Genomic DNA, 19,029 nt, shown 5'->3' with positions numbered 1-19,029 from the left:
GCATATGCCGCTCGGTCGACCGTGACTAATGGCCACTCGACAGCTCGCGGTCTGCGAGATTGCTGTCTGAAGCGAACGGTCGCACGTACCACCGCTTCGCAGCTGCCAGCTTCAGTAGGCAGTCCTCGGTCAGCAGCAGCGTGCACGGGATCAGCAAGAGCGACACGAGCGTTGCGAAAACCACGCCGAACGCTAGCGACACCGCCATCGGAATCAGAAACTGAGCCTGCACCGAGTCGTCGAGCATCAGCGGCACCAGGCCGACAAACGTCGTGACGGAGGTCAGCATGATCGGCCGGAACCGCCGTGCTCCGGCCTGCAGGGCCGCCTGCCGCAGGCTCTCCCCCTGGGCAAGCCGTTGGTTCACGTAGTCGACCATCACCAGCGTGTCGTTCACCGAGACGCCCGCCAGCGCCAGCATGCCGAACACCGACAGGTAGGACGGCGTGATGCCGAGCGCTATATGGCCGAGCAACGCCCCAATGATCGCGAACGGCACGGCGATCATTACGATCAGCGGCTGCCCTAGCGACTTGAGAGCGATCGCGAGCAGCCCGTAAAGCACGAACGCGAGCACCAGCGCCCCCAGGATGGTCTGCCGCCGGGCCGCAGACGCCTCGGCGACGTAACCGACGTACTGGAAGGTGTAGCCGTACGGGTAGCAGAGCTTCTCGATCTGCGGATTGATCTCGGCGGCGATCCCCAGCACGTCCACCGCCTCGCCCGCCGGCTGGGCCCCAATCCGCAGGATCTCGGCGCCCCCCTTGCGCTGCACCGACGACGGCGCCTTTGTGAACGAGACCTCCGCCACAGTCGATAGCGGTACGCTCGCCCCGCGCGGCGTGCGCACCCGCAGCTCGTCGAGCGTGTGCAGCGACTCGCGTTGTCGCCGAGGCAGCCGCACCATGACCCGGATATCGTCAACGCCGCGTTGCACGCGTTGCGCCTCCTCGCCGAAGAACGCTTGGCGGATCTGTTCGGCCAGCAGCTGCTGCGTGAGCCCAAGCTCCGCCCCCATCGGCTTCATGGTCAGCTCGAGCTCGTCCTGCCCCATGTTGATGTTCGCCCAGGTCGAGCTAAAGCCCTCGTACTGCTGCAGGATCTTGCGGATCTCGCGGGCGACGTTGGCCTTCTCGTCGGACATCGGCCCGCGGAGCTCGATGTTCAGGTTTTCGCTGTCGAAGTCCCGGTCGTTGCGGATGCTGGGGTCGGAGCGGACGCGGAACTCGGTCGCTTCAGGGATCGGCCCGACCAGCTCGGTCCAGCGGTTGACCAGCTCACTGTTCGTGGGTCCCGGAGTGGTGCGGGCCGACGGGGGCAGCACCTCGAATGCGATCGCGCCCCTCGACTTGTCGAAGTCGCGGTGGATCCTGGCGGCGCCGACCAGCTTCGAGATGTTCTGCACCATCGACTCGCCGGTCCCGGGGTCGACGTACTCCCTACTAAGCTCCAGCAGAGCGCGCTCGACTCGTCCGATGTACTGGTTGGTCACCTCTATTGGGGTGTCGTCGGGCATGTCGAGCGAGGCAGAGATCCGGCCCCGATCGACGCTCGGGAACGAGATAAACTCCATCCGCCCCCCCACGCAGTACCCGGTCATCAGCAACGCTGCCGCCACGAACGCCGCCGCCACCGACGCCCGGTGACGCACGGCTGTTTCAAGGATTGGCTGGTAGCAACGCTCGATGAACACTTCCAGCCCCCGGGCGACGCCCGACTGGAACCGCGTGATAAAGTTGTCCCTTGGCACGGGACGCAGGTGCTTGAGGTGGGCCGGCAGGATCAGCTTCGACTCGATCAGCGAGAACATCAGCACCGGGCCGACGATCGGCGGCACTTGGCTGGCAAAGTCGCCCCACGAGCCCTCGAAGAACATCAGTGGCACGAACGCCACGATGGTGGTCAGCGCTCCGAAAGTAACCGGCGTGGCGACCTCCTCGGTGCCGGTGATCGCCGCCTCGAGCGGGGGCACACCGTTGCTCATCTTCAGGTAGACGTTCTCGCCGGTCACGATGGCGTCGTCGACAACGATGCCGACGACGATAATGAACCCGAACAGGCTCATGACGTTCGCGGTGACTCCAAACCAAGGCATCAGCAGCACACCGCCGGCGAAGCCGACCGGGATGCCGATGACAATCCAGAACGCGAGCGCCGGACGGAGGAACAGCCCCAGGAGCAGCATGACCAGCACGCTCCCCTGCAGGAGCGACTGGATCAGCGTGTTGAGCCGCCCGCGGATCGACACCGACTCGTCGTCCCACACGTACAGGTTGATGCCTTCGGGAAACCTCGACCGGGCAGAGCGGACGTACTCGTTGACCTTGTTCGAAATATCAATCGCGTTTTCCTTGCCGGTCCGCATCACTTCGACATAGAGCGCAGGCTGCCCATTGAACTCGACGATCTTCTCGCCCTCTTCGAAACCGTCAACGACGGTCGCGACCTCTCCGAGCAGCACGTCCGAGCCATTAGCCGACCGGATCGGCACCTTGCTAAATTCTTGCTCGGAGTACGCCTGCCCGCGGGTGCGAACGATGAATGTGCCGCTGGCGCTGTCGATCGAACCGGCCGGCAGGTCGATCGAGAACTCACGAATCGCGTCGGCCAGATCTTGGAAGCTGAGGCCGTAGGAGAGCAGCCTCTCGGTGTCGGCCTCGACCGAGATCTCGTACCGGCGGTCTCCCTGCAAGTTGGCGCGGCTGACCCCGGGGAGGGCAAGCAGGTCCTCCTGCACCCGGCGGGCAACCTCGCGCAGCTCGCGCGGGCCCAGCTCACCGGTGACCGCCACCGTCAGCACCTCCCACCAGTTGGACGAGTCCGGGATGAACACCCGGGGGCGTTCGGTCTCGTCGGGAAAGGTGGTGATGGTGTCGATCCGAGCAGTGACGTCGTCCATCAGCGCCCGCAGGTCGGCGCCCGGCTCGGCGTTGAGGAAGAACCAGGCCCTGCCATTCGAGCCATCAGCGTTCATCTCGCGGATTCCATCGACGCCTTCTAGGGCCTCCTCAATCGGGATGAGGATCGCCCGCTCGATGTCCTTGGCGGTCCCGCCGCGGTAGTTCATCTCGATGATGACCGACTCGAAGTTCCGCTCCGGCGAGACCTCCAGTGGGATTTCAAATGCGGCGGTGTACACGCCAGCGACCAAGATGGCGAGCATCAAGAAGTTGGCCGCGATGCCGTTATTTGTGAACCAGCGGATCATCTTGCTTTAGTTGGTCGACCGCTCTTCTTTGGCCGGCGAGCAAGACTCGGCCACCGCCATCGGCGACGCCTGGTCCTCGATCACCTCGACGACCGTCCCTTCCGGCGTGTAAATCATGGGAGTGGTGGCCAACCAGGTGCCGTCGGGGATCGCCGACGCCGTCACCACAACGTGCTGGGCGTCGGACCACACGGGCTCGATCGTCATCGGCAGCAGCGTCTGCCCGTCTTGCTTGACCAGCACAATCTTGTCGAGTTGCCGCACGGCCGCACGCGGCAGCGCTACTACGTCCCGCAGCACGACCCCGTCGATCGACGCGACCACCGGCTGACCAATCCGCAGCGGCGGCAGGCCCGACTCCAGGCCGAACGGGTCGTCGACCCGCGCTATCGCGAACATGTCCCGCGAGTCCGCGTCCAGAACCCCCTCGGTACGCACGATCCGGGCCGGCCAGGTTGTCTCGACAGACCGGCTGATGGCGTCCCGCAGCACCACCCTCACCGCGGGGTCACCCTCGACCTCAGGAAGCTCGAGAAACCGCCGCTGCTGGGCGGAGATCGGCAGGCGCACCTCGGCGAAGTCGATTGCGAAGATCTCGCCGAGCGGGGTGTTGGCGTTGGCCATCTGCCCCAGTCCGATGTTCTTGGTTCGCACACGCCCGTCGAACGGCGCGGCCACCTTGGTTCGTTTCAGATCGAGCTCCGTCCGCTCGAGCTCCGCCTGCGCGAGCTCGACGTCGGCCTCGGCCTGCTCGCGGGTGGCGGAGGCGACGTCCACCTCGGCGCCCGACACGGCGTTGCGTTCTATCAGTCGCAGCTTCCGCTTCTCGTCGAGTTTGGCGAGATCCAGCGCGGACTTGGCCGCCTGGAGCCGACTCTTGGCGATGGCCCGCGCCGAGGCGTAGTTCCGGGGATCGATCTCCACCAAGATATCGCCCTCTGAGAAGTAGGCGCCCACCTCGAATTTGGGGCTCACTCGCGTAACCGCCCCGGCGACCTCTGCAGCCAGCACCACCTGGTTGTGCGACTGCACGACCGCGTTGGTTTCGACCGCGATCGGGTAGCTGGTAGGCTCCACCGACGCCACGCGGGTGCGGAGGGTCCGCTTCTCCTCGGCCTCGGGCTGCTCTTTGACCGTTTCAACCGATAGCCGCACATACCCAAACCAGCCGCCCGCCAGGATGGCGAGCGGCAACAGACTACGCAGGAGGACCCCGGCCAGGCGCCCTGATTTTTCACTAGAAGTTGGCATTCTTGCTCTTCGGACCGCATTAACTCCAGCACGCCCGTCGTGTCAGACCTGCCATTGTAGCCAGTATCCCAACCCCAAAGCCGCCCGGCGGCCTCGGAAATCCGGGCGAAAAGCTGCACTTTTCTTCGACGTTTTCCCGCAGCTAGGCCCGCCGACCCAAGAGCCCGGGGCCAGAACCCAGGGCTCCAACCGAAAGCTGTAGCGATTTTGACGGTGGAACGGGCCGCCGACCCGCCGAGGACCAGAAGCCGCCCAGGTCCGGTCGCACTGGTTGCACCGCTAACGCCGATGCTACGGGAGATGCCGAGCGCTACGCGAGAACGGCCTCGCCACCGCTTGCCGGATTTATAGACCAAGGGCGCCCGTTGAACAGCCGAGAGAAAACCCGACCCACTCCCCTCGTCAGGCAGTGCTCGATTGTGCTCCGCCTGGCGGCCTGCGTCTCGCTGGCGGGCTGCACCAGCCCACGACAGTACTGGGCCAACCACTGCAAGGTTGGACCGGAGTACTGCACGCCTTGTGTGGAGGTCGCCCCCGACTGGATCGACGCCGACGACAAGCGGGTGCTCCACGACCCGGCCGAGCTCGCCGCCTGGTGGACCACGTTCAACGACCCGGTGCTCAACAATCTGATCGCCGAGGCCTACAGCCAGAATCTTACGCTCCGCGAGGCGGGCGCCCGCGTGCTGGAGGCCCGCCGCCTGCGGGCGATCGCGGTCGGCCAATACTTCCCGCAGCAGCAGTCGCTGTCGGGCAGCTACTCGTACAACAAGTCGACCGGCACGGGCCCGGGCAGCCGGTTCAGCAACTGGAGCGACTCGTTCAGTCTCGCCTGGGAGCTCGACTTCTGGGGCCGCTACCGCCGCGCCATCACCGCCGCCGACGCCGACCTGGACGCGTCAATCTACGACTACGGCGATGTTGCGGTGACGCTGATCGCCGACGTCGCGGCAACCTACGTCGACATCCGCACCACCCAGGCCCGACTGGAGCTGGTCCGACGCAACGTGGACAACCAGCAGCGGACCTACGACATAGTCGAGGCGCGCTTCGAAGAACAAGACGTCAGCCAGATTGACGTGCAGCAGGCCAAGAGCAGCGTCGCGCAGACCCAGTCGTTCGTGCCGCAGCTCGAGTCGGCTCTGCGGCTATCGCAGAATCAGCTCTGCGTGCTGCTAGGCGTGCCGCCCGAGGACCTCACCGAGCTACTGGGCAAGGGCGAGATCCCCGACGTGCCCCAACAGATCGCCGTCGGCATCCCCGCGCAGACCCTGCTCCGCCGCCCCGATGTCCGCCGCGCCGAACGGCAGCTTGCCGCCCAGAGCGAGCTGATCGGTATCGCCGAGTCCGACCTCTACCCGCACATCACACTATCCGGCAACGCGGGAGTGAGCTCCCGGCGGATCGACCAGCTGTTCACCGAGGGCGCGTTCTTCGCGTCGATCGGCCCGTCGTTCCGGTGGGACCTGCTGAACTACGGCCGGATCGTCAACAACGTTGGCGTACAGGAGGCCCGGTTCCTCCAGCTGCTGGCGGCGTACCGCCAATCGGTGCTCCTGGCGAACCTCGAGGCCGAGAACGCCATCAACCTGTTCCTCCGTTCGCAGGAGCGGCTCGACTTCCAGCTTCAAGCCGCCAAGGCCGCCGACGAGACCAACCAGCTGATTCTCTTCTCGCTCGAGGAGGGGCAGGTCGACTACAACCGCGTGTTCAACGTTCAAAACTTCAAGACTCAACAGGAGGAGTCGGCGGCGGTGGCCAAGGGGCAAGTCGCGCAGAACCTGATCGAGATCTACCGGTCGCTCGGCGGCGGCTGGCCGATGCGGCCATCCTCCGCGGTCACGACAACCGGCTCTCTTGACGCCGACGACACGGGAGAGCAAGACTCGGACGCCGAGCCGCTGCCCGTTCCCGACAACAACCCGCTCGATGCCGACGCGTCCGAACTCGAGCTGCCCGACTCGGTTGATATTCGCCTGCTGCCGCGGGACGCAGACGCTCCGCTCGTCTACCCTAGCGAGCTCTGACCGACTCAGCGTCGAGCGACGCGCCTTTGGCGGGCGAGGACGCCGCCCGCCAGCCCGGCGAGGACCAGGCACCCCGGCTCCGGCGCCTGCTCGGCGACCGACGCCGAGGACGCCGCGGCGCCGTAGTTGTTCTTCCAGACGAGGTAGTCGCCTGGGCCGATGCCGCCCCCGTCGCCGTTGTTGCCGATGGCCGACTCGTCCGGGTCGCCCTCGTTGTCGCGCCACAGCGTGTAGTCGGCCGCGTCAACAACGCCGTCGTTGTTGAAATCCCCCTGCAGTCCGCCGCCGGTGACAAACTCTAGCAGGCCCGTCTGCAGCGCGCCTGTGTCGGCGCGGCGGTAGGTGAACTCCAGGCCGGTCGACACGCCGGGCGCAATCGGACGGCCGAGCGACAGCATCTCGCTGGGCGACAGTTCAGAGCTGCCGAACAGGAACGACTCGGCCAGCACGCCAGGACCGGCCCCGCCCGCCTCGTCCCAGGTCTCGCCAATGCCATTTCCAACAATCGAGTCGGCGTCGTCGCCGTCGACGGAGTCGACGCCCTGGTCGCTCAGGCTCGACCACTTGGCGTCGGCGGACAGCAGGGCGTCGGTGTCGCTGCTGACCCGATAGGAATCGAACGCGTACGCCGCGGTTGAATTGTTGACGATCCACATCTGACCGGTGGTGGTGTTGACCCGCAGCGTCAGCGGGTCGAGGACGTCGACAATCGGCGACTCGTCGGTGACGTAGATCCGGTCGAGGTCGAAGAACTCGCCGGTCCCGCCCATGCTGTTGTTAACCGCGAACCGGACACTGTTGGCGTCGCGGGTGGCGGAGGTTGTGCCGGCGCCGTAGCTCTCGAACGAGCCGGCGCCGTCCTTGCCGAAAATCTCGTAGGCATTGGCCGTTGCGTCGTATTCCAGGACCATCGTGAACGGCGTCGACCGCGACAGTCCCAGCGTCGTGCCCGACACGGTGCTGCCGCCGCCGAGCGCCTGCCCCTGCAGCACAATACTGCCGTCAGCCTTGCGCTCGATCTCCATCTCGGCAGTGATGGTGCTGCCGGAGTTGTCGTCGTTGTCGAGGAAGTCGAAGCGGAACTCTTCAAGTTCGCCAGAGTCGAACTCCGTCGGTCCGACAATCGATGAGAAGTGCCAGCCGGAGATCTCGGCCACGAGCCAAACTTTGCCCGACGTGACATTCGAAATGTCCAGGTAGTTACTAGCCAGCGAGTCGTTCAACTTGGTGACCCGCAGCTTGTTGTCGAGGACCGCTGTGGGCGTCAGGTCGGTCGTGTTTTCGGTCCAGGTGTTGTCCGGGTTGATCAGGTTGGTCGCCTCATTGAGGGCCGTGCCGTCGACCTCGTTGAAGGTGAAGTCTTCGAGGATCCCGGCCTGGACACCGCGGCCGGCGAGGGCGAGCGTCAGCAGCACCAGCAGCGACGCCGTTCGGCGTCTCAGGGCGAGTGGCGTTAACGCCCCGATTGCGAGCAGCGTGGCGGCTGGTTCCGGGACGCCGGCGATCATCGCGGCGAATGCGCCGGAGCCGTTGGCGGTGTCGTAGGCGGACTTGAAGGCGCCGATGTCCAGGATGCTGTTGACGCCGTCGGCGTCGAGGTCGCCCCGACGGTACGCCTCGACCTGCGACAGGCTGGTCAGGTCGGTCTCGTTGAACATGATCAGGGTGCTCCAGTCGGCGGCGGTTACCTGCCCATCAAAGTTGAGGTCTCCCAGAGCAAATCGGCTGCCGCCATTGCCCATGAACATGACGTCCGCCGTGCGGCTGACGCCGCCTGCGAAGGTGAGGGTCACCGCGATGTCTTCGATCGGCGACTGCAGCCATACGCTGTCGCCGGTTTGGTTGAGCACGACGCTCTGGCCGGCTGCGAGGGCTCCTCCGCTGGCCGTGTTGGCCGACTCGGAAAGGACGTAGGCGGTGGTCGTGTCGACACTCCAGGTCCCGTCGATGTCGACACTGCCATTGCCGGCGCTGTCGTAATTGCCGGCGACCGCCTTCCAGCCGCTCGCGTCGAGCGCACCGGCAGCCGACTCAATCGAGTACGACAGCAGCGTCGGCAACGCCTGGCCGGTGCTGTTAACCAGCGTCATCGCGCCGGTGGCGCGGTTGATGCTGACCGTCAGCAGATCGGTTAGCGGGTTGGTGGTCGCCAACGCGAGGCGGTCAATATTGAACTCCTCCTCGATGATGTCCGAGGGCCCGATACCTACCAGGTTCCCGTTCGCGAAAAAGTTATTTGCAGCCAGTCGGACGGAATTGGCCGCCCGCGAAGGCGACATCGATCCAATCCCCAGCACCTGGGACGGATTTGAGCCGTCCTTGTAATAGACCTTGTAGGTCGACGAGTCGAGGTCCACCGCGAGCACCGCAGTGAACGGCGACATCTGATCCGTGGCGAGTGGGGCCGTGTTGCTAACCGCGGTCGCCCCAGGGCCGAGGGCCCGGCCTGCCAGCTCGATGCCGCCGGACGCCTCGCGGCGGATGATCATCTCGGCGGTGATCGTGCTGCCGCCCGTCCCGGAATCGTCATTGAGGAAACCGAATCGGACCTCTTCCTCTGCCTCTTCTGGCGAATCTTCGCGGAACGCCCACTCCGACATCCGCGCCACGAGGAAGACCGAGCCGCTGGTCACGTTGTCGATCTGCAGGTGGTTGGTCGCCAGGCCACCCTGCTCCTTCAAAATCTGGTAAGAACCCGAAATGACGCGCGACGGCGTCATGTCCGAGAAGCCGTTGGTCTCAGAGCTGACCCAGCTGTTGCCCGGGTTGGCCGTGTTCGCCGCGGCAGTCAACTCAGTCAAGTTGGGGTCGTTGAATTCGAACGCCTCGAGGTCGACAGCGTCCGCCGGCGGGGACAGCGCCACCAGCATCAGCAGACCGGCAGTGGTGAAGGTAGTGAACGTCAAGTTGCGGTGCATAGGATTCGGCTCCGGTCGAAGATCGGCACTCGGGTGGTGGCAAGGAGGCTCACGGACAGGACAAACGACACGCCGGCTGACGGCTCGGGCGCCGCGATGAGTTTGGCCAGGGATCCCAGCCCGTGCGCGCTTTCGTAGGCGTTCTTGAATAGCGAAAAGTCTTGGATGCTGTTAAGGCCGTCGCCGTCGAGGTCGCCGTGCAGGTAGGCGTCGATCGGCGAGAGGCTGCTGAGGTCGGTCTCGGCGGCGGCGATCAGCAGCGCCCAGTCGGCCCGGCTCAGTTCGCCATCGAGATTCAGGTCGGCGAACACGACCAACGACTCGGCCAGGGCGTGTCCCCAACTCTCGCCGATCGCGAGGTAGCGGTCGATGTTCTCGCCCGCCAGGAACTCGGTCTCAAAGGTGATGGAGAACGCGGCGCCGAGTTCGTCGCGGCCGAACTTGGGCAGCGTGTCGTCGGACAATACGGCGTTGCGGGTCTCGACCGTGGGCTCGTGCTGGAGGAAGCTCTGCCACAGCGGGTCCGACTGCATATCGGGGTGGACGAACGCGTAGTGGCCGGCCTTGCCATTCACCGTGGAATGGAAGTCGATCAGGTAATCAGCCGACTCCGCGGTGTCTGCCAGCATTGCGCTACCGATGGTCTGTAGCTCTGGGATTCCCCCGTAGGAGGGCGAGTCCCAGTAGCGGTTAGGGTCCTGCGACTCGTTTGCGACCGTGCTCCGATTGTATCCGGCCAGGCGCCCGTCGGGATTAGCCAGCGGGTAGACGGCGAAATCGGCGGCTTTTCGCAGCAGCGCGGCCTCCAGCGAATCGCCGATCAAGAAGTCGACCAGGCCCTCGAGCACGAAGTTGCCGAGCGTCTCGTTTGCGTGAACGCCGCTCGCTAGCACGACAGTAGCGCGGTCTGCCGCCCCAGACGGGTCGTGCACGCGGTAGCCGTACAGGTCGCTCGGCGCGATGGCGCGGCCAAGGTCATCTACACCGCCGGGCGATTGCCCCACCGTTAGCAGACCCACGGACGACGGCAGGTCGGTCACCCACGGCGAACTGGCCAGGCTGAGCGAGTGCGACGCGGCGCGCCCGGCAGGGTAGGGCAGGCCGTACGCGACATACACCCCGTCCTGGGCGAACGGAGTGGAGTTCCAGAAGCGGAACGTCCCGCTGGCGGCGTTGCGAACGTTGTTGTCGAAGAAGAACCAGTCCTGTTGGTCGTAACTGTAGACCATCGCGTGGCCATTGAGGCTGCTGGCGCCGGTTTCAAAGTTGTCGCCGATCGAGAACACCGGCGACGTCGACTGCACGCCGTCGGCCCGGAAATAGAGCCACTTCCAGTCGCCGGTGTTGTAGTTGTCCCGCCCAACGAGTGTGACGTCCCCACCGATGACCGCGGAGGCCGCAATGTCGAGCGACGCGCTGTCAAAATCGGCCGAGAGCGACAACGCCAGACAGGCACGCGAGGCCGCCAGCAGCAAGGCGGCGACGCCTGCTGCAGAGCCACGCCGCACGGCGCCGCGGGTTGCGATTCGTTCCGCCATCGTTTGCCTACTGTCCCATCGCGTCGTTCGTGCGCCGCGGATCGGCGACCGCCGCCAGCGTCCCGTCCGGCAGGTACTCGACGCCGTTCCCGCCGCCGAAGTAGCTGCCGTCGCATCGCCACTCCGCGGACCGCCAGCCACGCGCGGCAAGCCGCTCCCGCAGGTCCTCGGGCGCGCCCTCCTCGAGGTCAATTTGGTTGTGCGGCTGGCCCGGCTCAACCGGCCGCCGAAGGTGGTAACGCCAGTCGATCAAGGCTTCGGACAGGCTGTGGCCCTTGCGCAGCGTGTCGAGCAAGATCAGCGCGGTCGTCGACGCAATCCGCTGCCCGCCCGGGATGCCAAACGCGAGCCGGACCTCGTTGTCGCGCATGACGATCACCGGCGCGATGGTGCTGCGAGGCCGCTTGCCTGGCGCGATCGCGTTGACCGAATCCAGGTTGCGGGTGTTGAAGTTGCACATGCTGTTGTTGAGGAGCACGCCGGTGTCTGCCGCCACGACGCTCGCGCCGAAATGGTAGCTGAGCGACTGGGTGACGCACGCCACGTTGCCCTCGGAGTCGGCGACCACGAGGTGCGAGGTGCTGGCGTCCGCCGTGTCGTCCAGGGTGCCCTCGAGATCGTCGCCCGCGGACTGCCCAACCCGGCTCGCGGCGGCGCCGACCGCGAGGGCCTCGTTGCGGATCGCCTCGATCCCTTCTGTCGACAACAACTGGCGGGCCGCATCGAGCGACTTTACGTGGTCCGCGATGCCGCGGTCGACCAGCGGGTAGAGCTGGTTCAGCACCCGGCTGAGCTGCTCGATCGACTCCAGGTCGCGGAGGTCGCGGCCGGCCCAATCGACCTGCTCGAGCGCACCGAGCGCGGCCAGCACGGTGATCCCGCCCGTAGTCGGAGGCGGCGGGGTGGCGATCTCGTAGTCGCCAAAACGCCGCTCCAACGGCTCGATGACGCGCGGCCGGTACTGCTCGAAGTCCGCCAGCGTCAGCGCCGAGCCGTTCGACCGGGCGACCTTCACAATCCGCTGGGCGACATCGCCCCGGTAGAAGGCGTCGGCCCCGTGAGCCGCAACCTCGCGGAGCGTCTGGGCCAGCTTGGGGAATCGCAGCTTCTTGCCCAGCGCCGGAAGCTGTTTCTCGCACAAATACATCTGCGCGGCCGCAGGGTTGAGGCTCAACCGCTCGGTCTTGTGCTCAAAGAGTGGCTGCATCTCCGGTTCGAAGTTGACCCCGGCCTCAGCAAGCTCAGCCGCGGGCGTCACGACCGCCTCCCAGGAAAGTTCGCCCCAACGACGGTGGGCCAGCTCGAGCCCGGCCGGCAGCCCCGGCACGCAAACCGACGCGTAGCCGTGGCGTCGCTGCGATCTGGGGAGGTTGATGAAGGTTTCGGTGTCGAGCTTCTGCGGCGCGGCGTTGAGCGCCTCGACACAGTAAATCTTTCCGGTGTCGCCCTCGCGGTAGAGCATAACCAGCTTGCCCCCCAGGCCCGACCCCCAGGGCGCCGCCACCCCCATCGCCATCGAGGTGGTGACCGCGGCGTCGATGACATTGCCGCCGCTCTGCAGCACCTTTAATCCGGCGAACGACGCCGCCGGGTGGCCACTGGTGACCGCAAAACGCTTTGCGACTACAAGTTCCCTGCCGACCGCGCAGGGGCTTGGACCTGCGCTCAGCAAGAGCGTCAGCGCAACGAAGGTCAATCGTAACGGGAGGCGTGAGTGCATGGGGCGGGACCTCGTGATGCGCGGCCGGCGGCGGCCTCGGGGCCACCGCCGGCGCATCGCAGCATTGCTCATCGCAGCAGACTAGCCGCGCCGGCGACGGGTGGCGGCCAAGGTCATCACCAACGCCAGGCACGCGGCCGAGGGCTCGGGGATGTTCTCGATGCTTGGGATCAGCCCCGGGTACGGGTTGGCGTCGTAGAGGGCAATTCGGTCGATGAGGACCGCGTCGTCCGAGAAGTCGTTGTTGAGCGTCAGGCGCAGCGAGCCGAGTCCGCGGTCGGGGTCAAGCTCGCCGCCAGTAAGGGTCGTGAAAGAGGCCCCGCCGTCAAGCGAGTAGTGCACCTGCATCAGGTCCGCGTCCAGGTTCGCCGCCACAATGGCGATGATCGAGCCCGAGAGTGGCAGGGCGGTTTCGCCGATGTCAACCGCGCCGGTCCCTACGGCGTTGCCGAAGATGACCGCGTCGGTCGCGCTGTTGCGTGTGATCTCAATTTCTCCGGTGACAAAGGTCGAGCGGGGGTCGAATTGGATCAGGCTAATCCGGATTTCTTCGTCTTCTCCCGTGGTGTAGGTGGCCTCGTCGAAGGCGTAGGAGAAATCGATCAGGCCGTAGTACGAGCCCGTTAGCGAATCGGCGGTGTCGACGTAGGTCGTGCCGAAGTCGAAGTTGGCCTTGAGCGAGGCGTCGAGCTGCCCGGCGCCGTTGGTCTTCACGTCGACTAGATCGGCGTCGACGTCAAACAGGTTGCCGGTGCCGGCGTTGTTGGCCGCGGCCTCGATCGCGGTGCCCCCTGGGTCGTCGAAGAGGAACTCCTCGAGCACCACCGCCTGGGCGGCCGGTAGTGCGATGGTCGCGGCAGCCGCGAGTAGAAGGGGAATCAAAGCGTGCCGTCTCATTAGACAAATCTCCCAAGATCGAAGTGGCTCAGCGTGCATAAACCGAGACAGGCATAAAAAAAGGAACGCCCCAGCCACCCCCCCCCAATGGGGAGTATGTTCCGGCCTGCGTTCCATTCCTGAGCCTGCCAACGCAGACTACGCTCGCTGCTACTGCATCAGCAGCAGCTCGCCCGATTATTACTGCTGCGGAGATGAGGAAGCAATACAATTCGCCTGGTATTTTTGACAATGCTATTTAAATCGCTGCCAGACAGTGGATAGAATCCTCATGGCACGTAGCGCCCCTCACGACCTCAGCCACCGGCTGCGTCTGCAAGACGCGAGTGGGGAATCCTTTGCTACAGGCGATGGGAGAACCCTGGATGTCGCTACCTCTTGAGCAAGCGGCTGCTGCGCAGTCGCCACGCCGGACCGCATTTACCCTGGTCGAGCTGCTGGTCGTGATTGCGATCATCGGTGTCTTAATCGCTCTGCTTCTGCCCGCAGTGCAGGCCGCACGCGAAGCGGCCCGGCGTTCGAGCTGCCAAAACAACCTCCGCCAGATCGGCTTGTCGGTCGCCAACTACGAGTCGTCGCAGAAGCGGCTGCCGATTGGCGCGGTGCAGCGGTTTGACGTCTCGGCCGACCCGACCCTTTATAGCTGGGTGACGCAGGTCCTGCAGTATGTCGAGGAAGCGGCCGCGTACGGCCAGGCCGATTGGACTGTGCCGCTTGCCGAGCGTGAGCGCAACGACAACAAAGCTCACCATATCAAATTTGAGACCTTCAGCTGCCCTTCACTGGAGCCTGTGGACATCATCAATGACTTCTACGGCGCTCGTGGTTCCTACGGGGTGAACGCAGGCATTGGCCAGGTGTACATGCACAACCCCGACCCGAAGCAGCGCACTGCGGGCGTCTCGCCAACGCCGCAGAAGTGGCCTTTCCCGCCCTACGCGAGCAGCACCTCGTCGCTTGGCGCCATCGGAACCTTCATGGTGAACCACGGACGCAAGATGGGCGAGATTACCGACGGCACCAGCAAGACCGCCATGGCCGCGGAAATCATCAATGTGCCAGGAGAAGACACCCGGGGAGCTTTGCACTATGGCGCCGCGGTGATGTACATGCACAACGCGCCCCCTAACGACTTGGCTTCGTTCGACTTCACGAGATATTGCGTCACCGTTCCAGAGCAAGCGCCGTGCCGCCCTACAACAAGCCAGTGGCGCGGCGGCTGGCACCAGGTTGCCCGCAGCAATCACGTTGGGGGCGTGAACGCGATCTACGCCGACACCAGCCTACACTTCGTTTCTGACGATATCGATTTAGCGGTCTGGCAGGCGATCGCGACTGTCAATGGCGAAGAAGTGTACGAGGCGCCCTAGCCATGGCCGCGACAACCAAGACACGATATCGACTGGTGCTGGCTTGGCTGCCAATGCTCCTTGCTGGCTGCGCCGAGCCACCGACCGCAATCCCCTCTGGCGCCGTGACCGCCAATGGTCAGCCGGTAGAGCTCGGCACCATTATGTTCGCCCCCACGGAATCCGGAACCACACCGGAGGGAGTCAAGCGGAAGCCGGTCTCGGCCGGCATCGATCAGGGCCGCTACAGCGTCACCGTCACGCAGAAGATGCCACCCGGTGACTACAAGGTGATTGTCATCGGCCAGCGAAGAACGGGCCGTAAGCTTTCGCCCGAGCCGGGCGCACCCGCCACTGAAGACGAGCTGGTCGACTTCCTCCCGCCGAAGTTCAACACGCAGACTCAGCTTGTTGAGACCATCGGGGAAGGCGAGTCGACAGTCGACTTCAACCTCGAGTTCTAGCGCCGCCCCGATAGCAGCGTGCGAACACCGAGCCAGGGCCGCAGCGGCTTGGCAGCCGGCAGGGTGTCTTCACCGCTGTCGTCCGTAGTCTGGGTACGTGGCGGTTCGGCGATCGGACGATGCGGCGGTAGCCGCCGCGGGCGCGTTGCCAGCAGCAAGTCGTCCTGAGCAGGAGAAGCGGACGTCGCCTGCTGGGCCGCGTTGACGTCGTAGCCGCGAACCAGCCGCGGCTCTTCTCCGAGTGCTGCGAAGTACGCCGCAGGCGCCTCGGCGGCCTCAACCGCGGCAGGCCCTGGCGAGGCAGCCGCAGGGGCGACGGTCCCGTAGAGCGTGGTCGAGTCTCCCTGGTGGTCGCGCCACACGGCGTAGTCGGCCGCGTTCACGAGGCCGTCCCGGTTGCCGTCGGCGCCGTCGCCCGGGGTAGTTGCGAGTGCGCCGTAGGCCGCCCGCCAGGCGTCACGGTCGGCGTCGTCAACGACGCCGCTCCGGTCGTAGTCGCCCGGCAGCGGCAGACCGTCAGTCCCCGGCGAACCATAGAAGTACAGGCTCGCCCGCCAGTTGGCCGGGTCGCTCGCATCGCCGAGCGGGTCGATGATCTCGAGTGACGGGCCGAGGCCATCGGGCGTGGCCGGCCAGGGAGGATCATCGCTGTAGGTGAAGCTGTGGATCACTTGGCCCGCAGGCCCGAGCAGCGTCACGGACTCGCCCCCGTTGCTGAGGTTGCGGTCGGAATAGCCGCTGGACGCGACAAAGATCTCGGCGCCGTAGAATGACTGGAACTCTGCTACGTTTCGGGCCACGACGATCCGCTCGCCCGCGTCCACGGTCAAGCCGGCTTCAAAGTCGTACGGCAGGCTGGCGAAGCCGGTAATCTGCACGCCGTCGAGGCTGACGGCCGCGTCGCCGGTGTTGAGTATCTCTAGGTACTCGAGGTCCTCGTCGTCGAGAACGACGGGAAAGTCGGCGGGGTGGTACTGGAGCTCGGTGATACGGAGGGCGCCAATATCGCCGGCCGCCTCCGGCGAGAACTCGGCCTGGTTGAGCGCCGACCACTCACCGAACTGCTGCGCCCGGGCATTGACCGTGACGCCGGCGTTGATCGCGATCGGCTGGCCGCTGTAGAGCATCGCCGCGCCGCTGAGGGCGCCGCCGGGCCGGCGGGGATCGCTGCCGTCGAGGGTGTAGTAGACGGCGCCGCCTGCCGACTGCATCGTCAGCTCAAAGCCCCCCGGCACGACGCCGCCGTGCTGGCTGAATTCCGGCGCATCAACATTGGGGTAGAATCCGAAGTCGCGCAGCTCCTGCATCACATAGGACGAACGCTGCGGCAGGTAGGTGTTCAGGAGCCAGTCGCGTTCGACCTGCCAGTCGGCGGGTGTCAGCGGGAACGACGCGTGCAGATCGCCCCAGCGGGCCGACTCGGCGACAAGGATCTCTTGAACCTGATTGGTGATCGCCTGGTAGCGATCGATCAGGCTGCCGGGCGTCAGCAGGCCGTCGTTGAAGAAATAGCGGTGGACGCGGTCGGCGAACTGCAGTTGGTACTCGGGGTTCCACTGCAGGTACTGGTGGGGCTGCCCGACGTTGAACGCGCCGCCGAAGTCCTGATCGAATGTCCGGGTGTCGAGCGGCGACCACTTCCGTGTGTTGCCCATGACGCCGTCGAAGTCCCAGAGGAAGAATTGGAACCCCTCGGTAGTGAGCGGCGACCGATCGCGGCCGGCCCAGAAGTTGTGGTGGGGCCAGTCGTCGTTGCCGGCCCAGACGTTGATCAGCAGGTAGTCGACGTAGTTCTCGACGTCCAGCAGCGGCGCGGCGCCGGCGTTCGGCGTGCCGTCGGGGTTCCTGCCCTGCAACTGCAGGTACGACGCCAGTGAACCGCCCGCCTGGTACGCGAGGTTCAGCATGTCGAACCACGCGGTCGAGTCGCCGCTGTTGAACTCGTCGTCGTGCAGGGCGTCCCAGGCGTCGGGGTGGACGCCGAGGTAGCTCTCGGCGAACTCTGCGTCGGGCCGTTCCTGCACCGAGTACACGCCCCAGTACATGCCGTTGATGTACAGGTGGGTGTAGGCGTCGTGCGGGCTGGCGTGGCCCATCGCCAGCTGCAGGCTGTGGCCGAACTGGTCGCGCGCGTACTGCAGGGTCTGCTGCCCCGCGTTCCAAGAGTAGCCGTCGTTGGCGGTGGCCTTCAGCACGAGTGTGTTGAACTGGTCGACGGCGCCGTCGCCGTAGAGCGGGAAGTTTAACTCGCTCGGTCCGTACTGGTCCTTGAACACCAGGCGGAACGAGTGCTTGCGGGTGAAGAACTGTGAGCGGAACGCGCCGCCCTGCATCTGGATGCCGGCGTCGACCTGCAGCCGCGTCGCGCCGTCGGGCGTGATCCACTCGACCGAGGTCGCCCTTTCCGGTTCTGGGTTGCGTCCCTGACGCGGGTCGATGTAGATGCCGTCGACGTCCGAGTCGTCCTGCAAGAACAAGTCGTCCCGGTCCATGACGATCGAGATCGTCGGCGCCGAGAGCAACGCTTCTCGCAAATCGGCCGCGTAGGCGCCACCGAACAAGTCGCCGCCAAGCGGCTGCCCATCGGCGCCGAAGTAGCCGACCACTTCCGGGTCGAAGCCGTAGTCGGCGAGGAAGTCCCCGTTGGCGGCCTCCCACACGCCCGGGTAGCCGGCGTCGAGGGCCGCCTGACGCGACTGGCCGACAATATTGTCGAGGAACAAGTAGGTCTGGGTGTCGACGTTGGTCGGCAGGTAGCCGGCCTTGCTGGCGGCCGCCCGGAGCACGGTGGTGCGATCGACCTGCACCGCGGCGGTGTACAGCTCGCCGTTGGTGGGGCTGGGCGCCGAGCCGTCGGTTGTGAAATAGATCTCTGCGTCGGGCGTGTCGGAGGTGATCACGACCTCGAACGGCGCGTCGTGGAATCCGCGGTCAACGCTGAACCGGGTGTCCGCCACCACACCGAGCAAGCCAGCGCCGTTGGCGGCGCCCGGCGTGGGGGTGTCGAAGTACCGCAGCTGAGTGTCGGACGCCACGCCGTAGGAGACGTCCGGGTACTGTTGGGGAAACTCCGGGAAGATCTGGTCGACTACCGCGGTCGCGTGCGTTCCCGGGTCCTGGTAAGCCAGCGTGAGGGCCTCCCCCTCGGAGTCGAGCTTGAAGCTAGTGTGGGAATAGCCGGCGCCGTCGACTTTGTCGATCACCGGGGCGCCCAGGTAGTCGACCGGCGCCGAGGCGAACACCACCAGGTAGCCACCGCTGGGGAGCGTCGTGGCGGGGAGCCTCCACCTGGTTGGGTCGCCGGCGTTGTCGGACAGGAAGTAGTCGCCGAGGTTAACCGCCACACTGTCGGCGTTGTGGATCTCGATCCAGTCGTCGTACGCTCCATCGCCGCTGGCGAGCGTCGTGACGTTGGTCGCCATGAGCTCGCTGATGACCAGGTTGGCCGCCGCCAGCACCCGACGGGGCTCGAGCGTTTCGAAACCGAGCCGGCACGCACCGCTGCTGCACATCCGACGCATCAATGAACTCCACCCCGTCTAGGAACCGAAGCGCCGCTGAGATTCCAGCAGAAACGCGAATGCAATACCGCCGCTGAAGGCGACCTTCTGATTGTAGTACAAGTCGCCGAAGGGGTGTCGGCCCTGCGGCTCCGTC

10 protein-coding genes are annotated in these 19,029 nt (G+C 65.6%); 3 read left to right on the top strand and 7 right to left on the bottom strand.

Annotated features, from left to right (window positions below; translation table 11 throughout):
* Window positions 1-25: 25 nt before the first annotated feature.
* Window positions 26-3,208: an efflux RND transporter permease subunit gene (locus tag Pla123a_RS05500; RefSeq protein ID WP_146584687.1), complete on the bottom strand. Its 3,183-nt coding sequence runs from the start codon at window positions 3,206-3,208 to the stop codon at window positions 26-28.
* A gap of 6 nt (window positions 3,209-3,214) precedes the next feature.
* A complete protein-coding gene (locus Pla123a_RS05495) occupies window positions 3,215-4,402 on the bottom strand; it encodes an efflux RND transporter periplasmic adaptor subunit (protein WP_197527699.1) in 1,188 nt (395 codons plus the stop codon).
* Window positions 4,403-4,878: 476 nt separating this feature from the next.
* Here Pla123a_RS05495 and Pla123a_RS05490 point away from each other — a divergent pair, with 476 nt between their 5' ends.
* The gene (locus tag Pla123a_RS05490) at window positions 4,879-6,486 is read left to right on the top strand and encodes an efflux transporter outer membrane subunit (protein WP_197527698.1); all 1,608 of its coding nucleotides are present in this window, start codon (window positions 4,879-4,881) and stop codon (window positions 6,484-6,486) included.
* A 5-nt stretch (window positions 6,487-6,491) separates the two neighbouring features.
* On the opposite strand, the gene Pla123a_RS05485 is transcribed toward Pla123a_RS05490, so the two are convergent.
* The 4 genes from Pla123a_RS05485 to Pla123a_RS05470 form a co-directional block, all read right to left on the bottom strand.
* On the bottom strand, window positions 6,492-9,404 hold the full coding sequence (locus Pla123a_RS05485; RefSeq protein WP_146584681.1) for a hypothetical protein: 2,913 nt from the start codon (window positions 9,402-9,404) through the stop codon (window positions 6,492-6,494).
* Window positions 9,389-10,942, bottom strand: coding sequence for a M14-type cytosolic carboxypeptidase (locus tag Pla123a_RS05480; protein WP_146584679.1), 1,554 nt, complete (start codon window positions 10,940-10,942; stop codon window positions 9,389-9,391). Before Pla123a_RS05480 ends, Pla123a_RS05485 begins: the two co-directional genes overlap by 16 nt.
* A 7-nt stretch (window positions 10,943-10,949) precedes the next feature.
* Entirely contained in the window at window positions 10,950-12,662 is a 1,713-nt protein-coding gene (locus Pla123a_RS05475) for a gamma-glutamyltransferase family protein (protein WP_197527697.1), read from the bottom strand.
* Window positions 12,663-12,743: 81 nt separating this feature from the next.
* Window positions 12,744-13,559 carry a hypothetical protein gene (locus Pla123a_RS05470; protein WP_197527696.1) on the bottom strand — a complete coding sequence of 272 codons (816 nt, stop codon included), beginning with the start codon at window positions 13,557-13,559 and terminating at the stop codon, window positions 12,744-12,746.
* A gap of 338 nt (window positions 13,560-13,897) precedes the next feature.
* Between Pla123a_RS05470 and Pla123a_RS05465 the strand changes: the two genes are divergently transcribed.
* Window positions 13,898-14,929: a DUF1559 domain-containing protein gene (locus tag Pla123a_RS05465; protein ID WP_146584673.1), complete on the top strand. Its 1,032-nt coding sequence runs from the start codon at window positions 13,898-13,900 to the stop codon at window positions 14,927-14,929.
* Window positions 14,930-14,931: 2 nt separating this feature from the next.
* On the top strand, window positions 14,932-15,372 hold the full coding sequence (locus tag Pla123a_RS05460) for a hypothetical protein (protein ID WP_146584671.1): 441 nt from the start codon (window positions 14,932-14,934) through the stop codon (window positions 15,370-15,372).
* Here Pla123a_RS05460 and Pla123a_RS05455 read toward each other — a convergent pair.
* Window positions 15,369-18,893: a lamin tail domain-containing protein gene (locus tag Pla123a_RS05455; RefSeq protein ID WP_146584669.1), complete on the bottom strand. Its 3,525-nt coding sequence runs from the start codon at window positions 18,891-18,893 to the stop codon at window positions 15,369-15,371. The two genes, Pla123a_RS05460 and Pla123a_RS05455, sit on opposite strands and share 4 nt — an antisense overlap.
* Window positions 18,894-19,029: the final 136 nt, after the last annotated feature.

This window comes from Posidoniimonas polymericola, assembly GCF_007859935.1.
GTDB classification, from domain to species: Bacteria; Planctomycetota; Planctomycetia; order Pirellulales; family Lacipirellulaceae; genus Posidoniimonas; species Posidoniimonas polymericola.
This window is presented reverse-complemented; position numbering and strand designations above follow the sequence as displayed.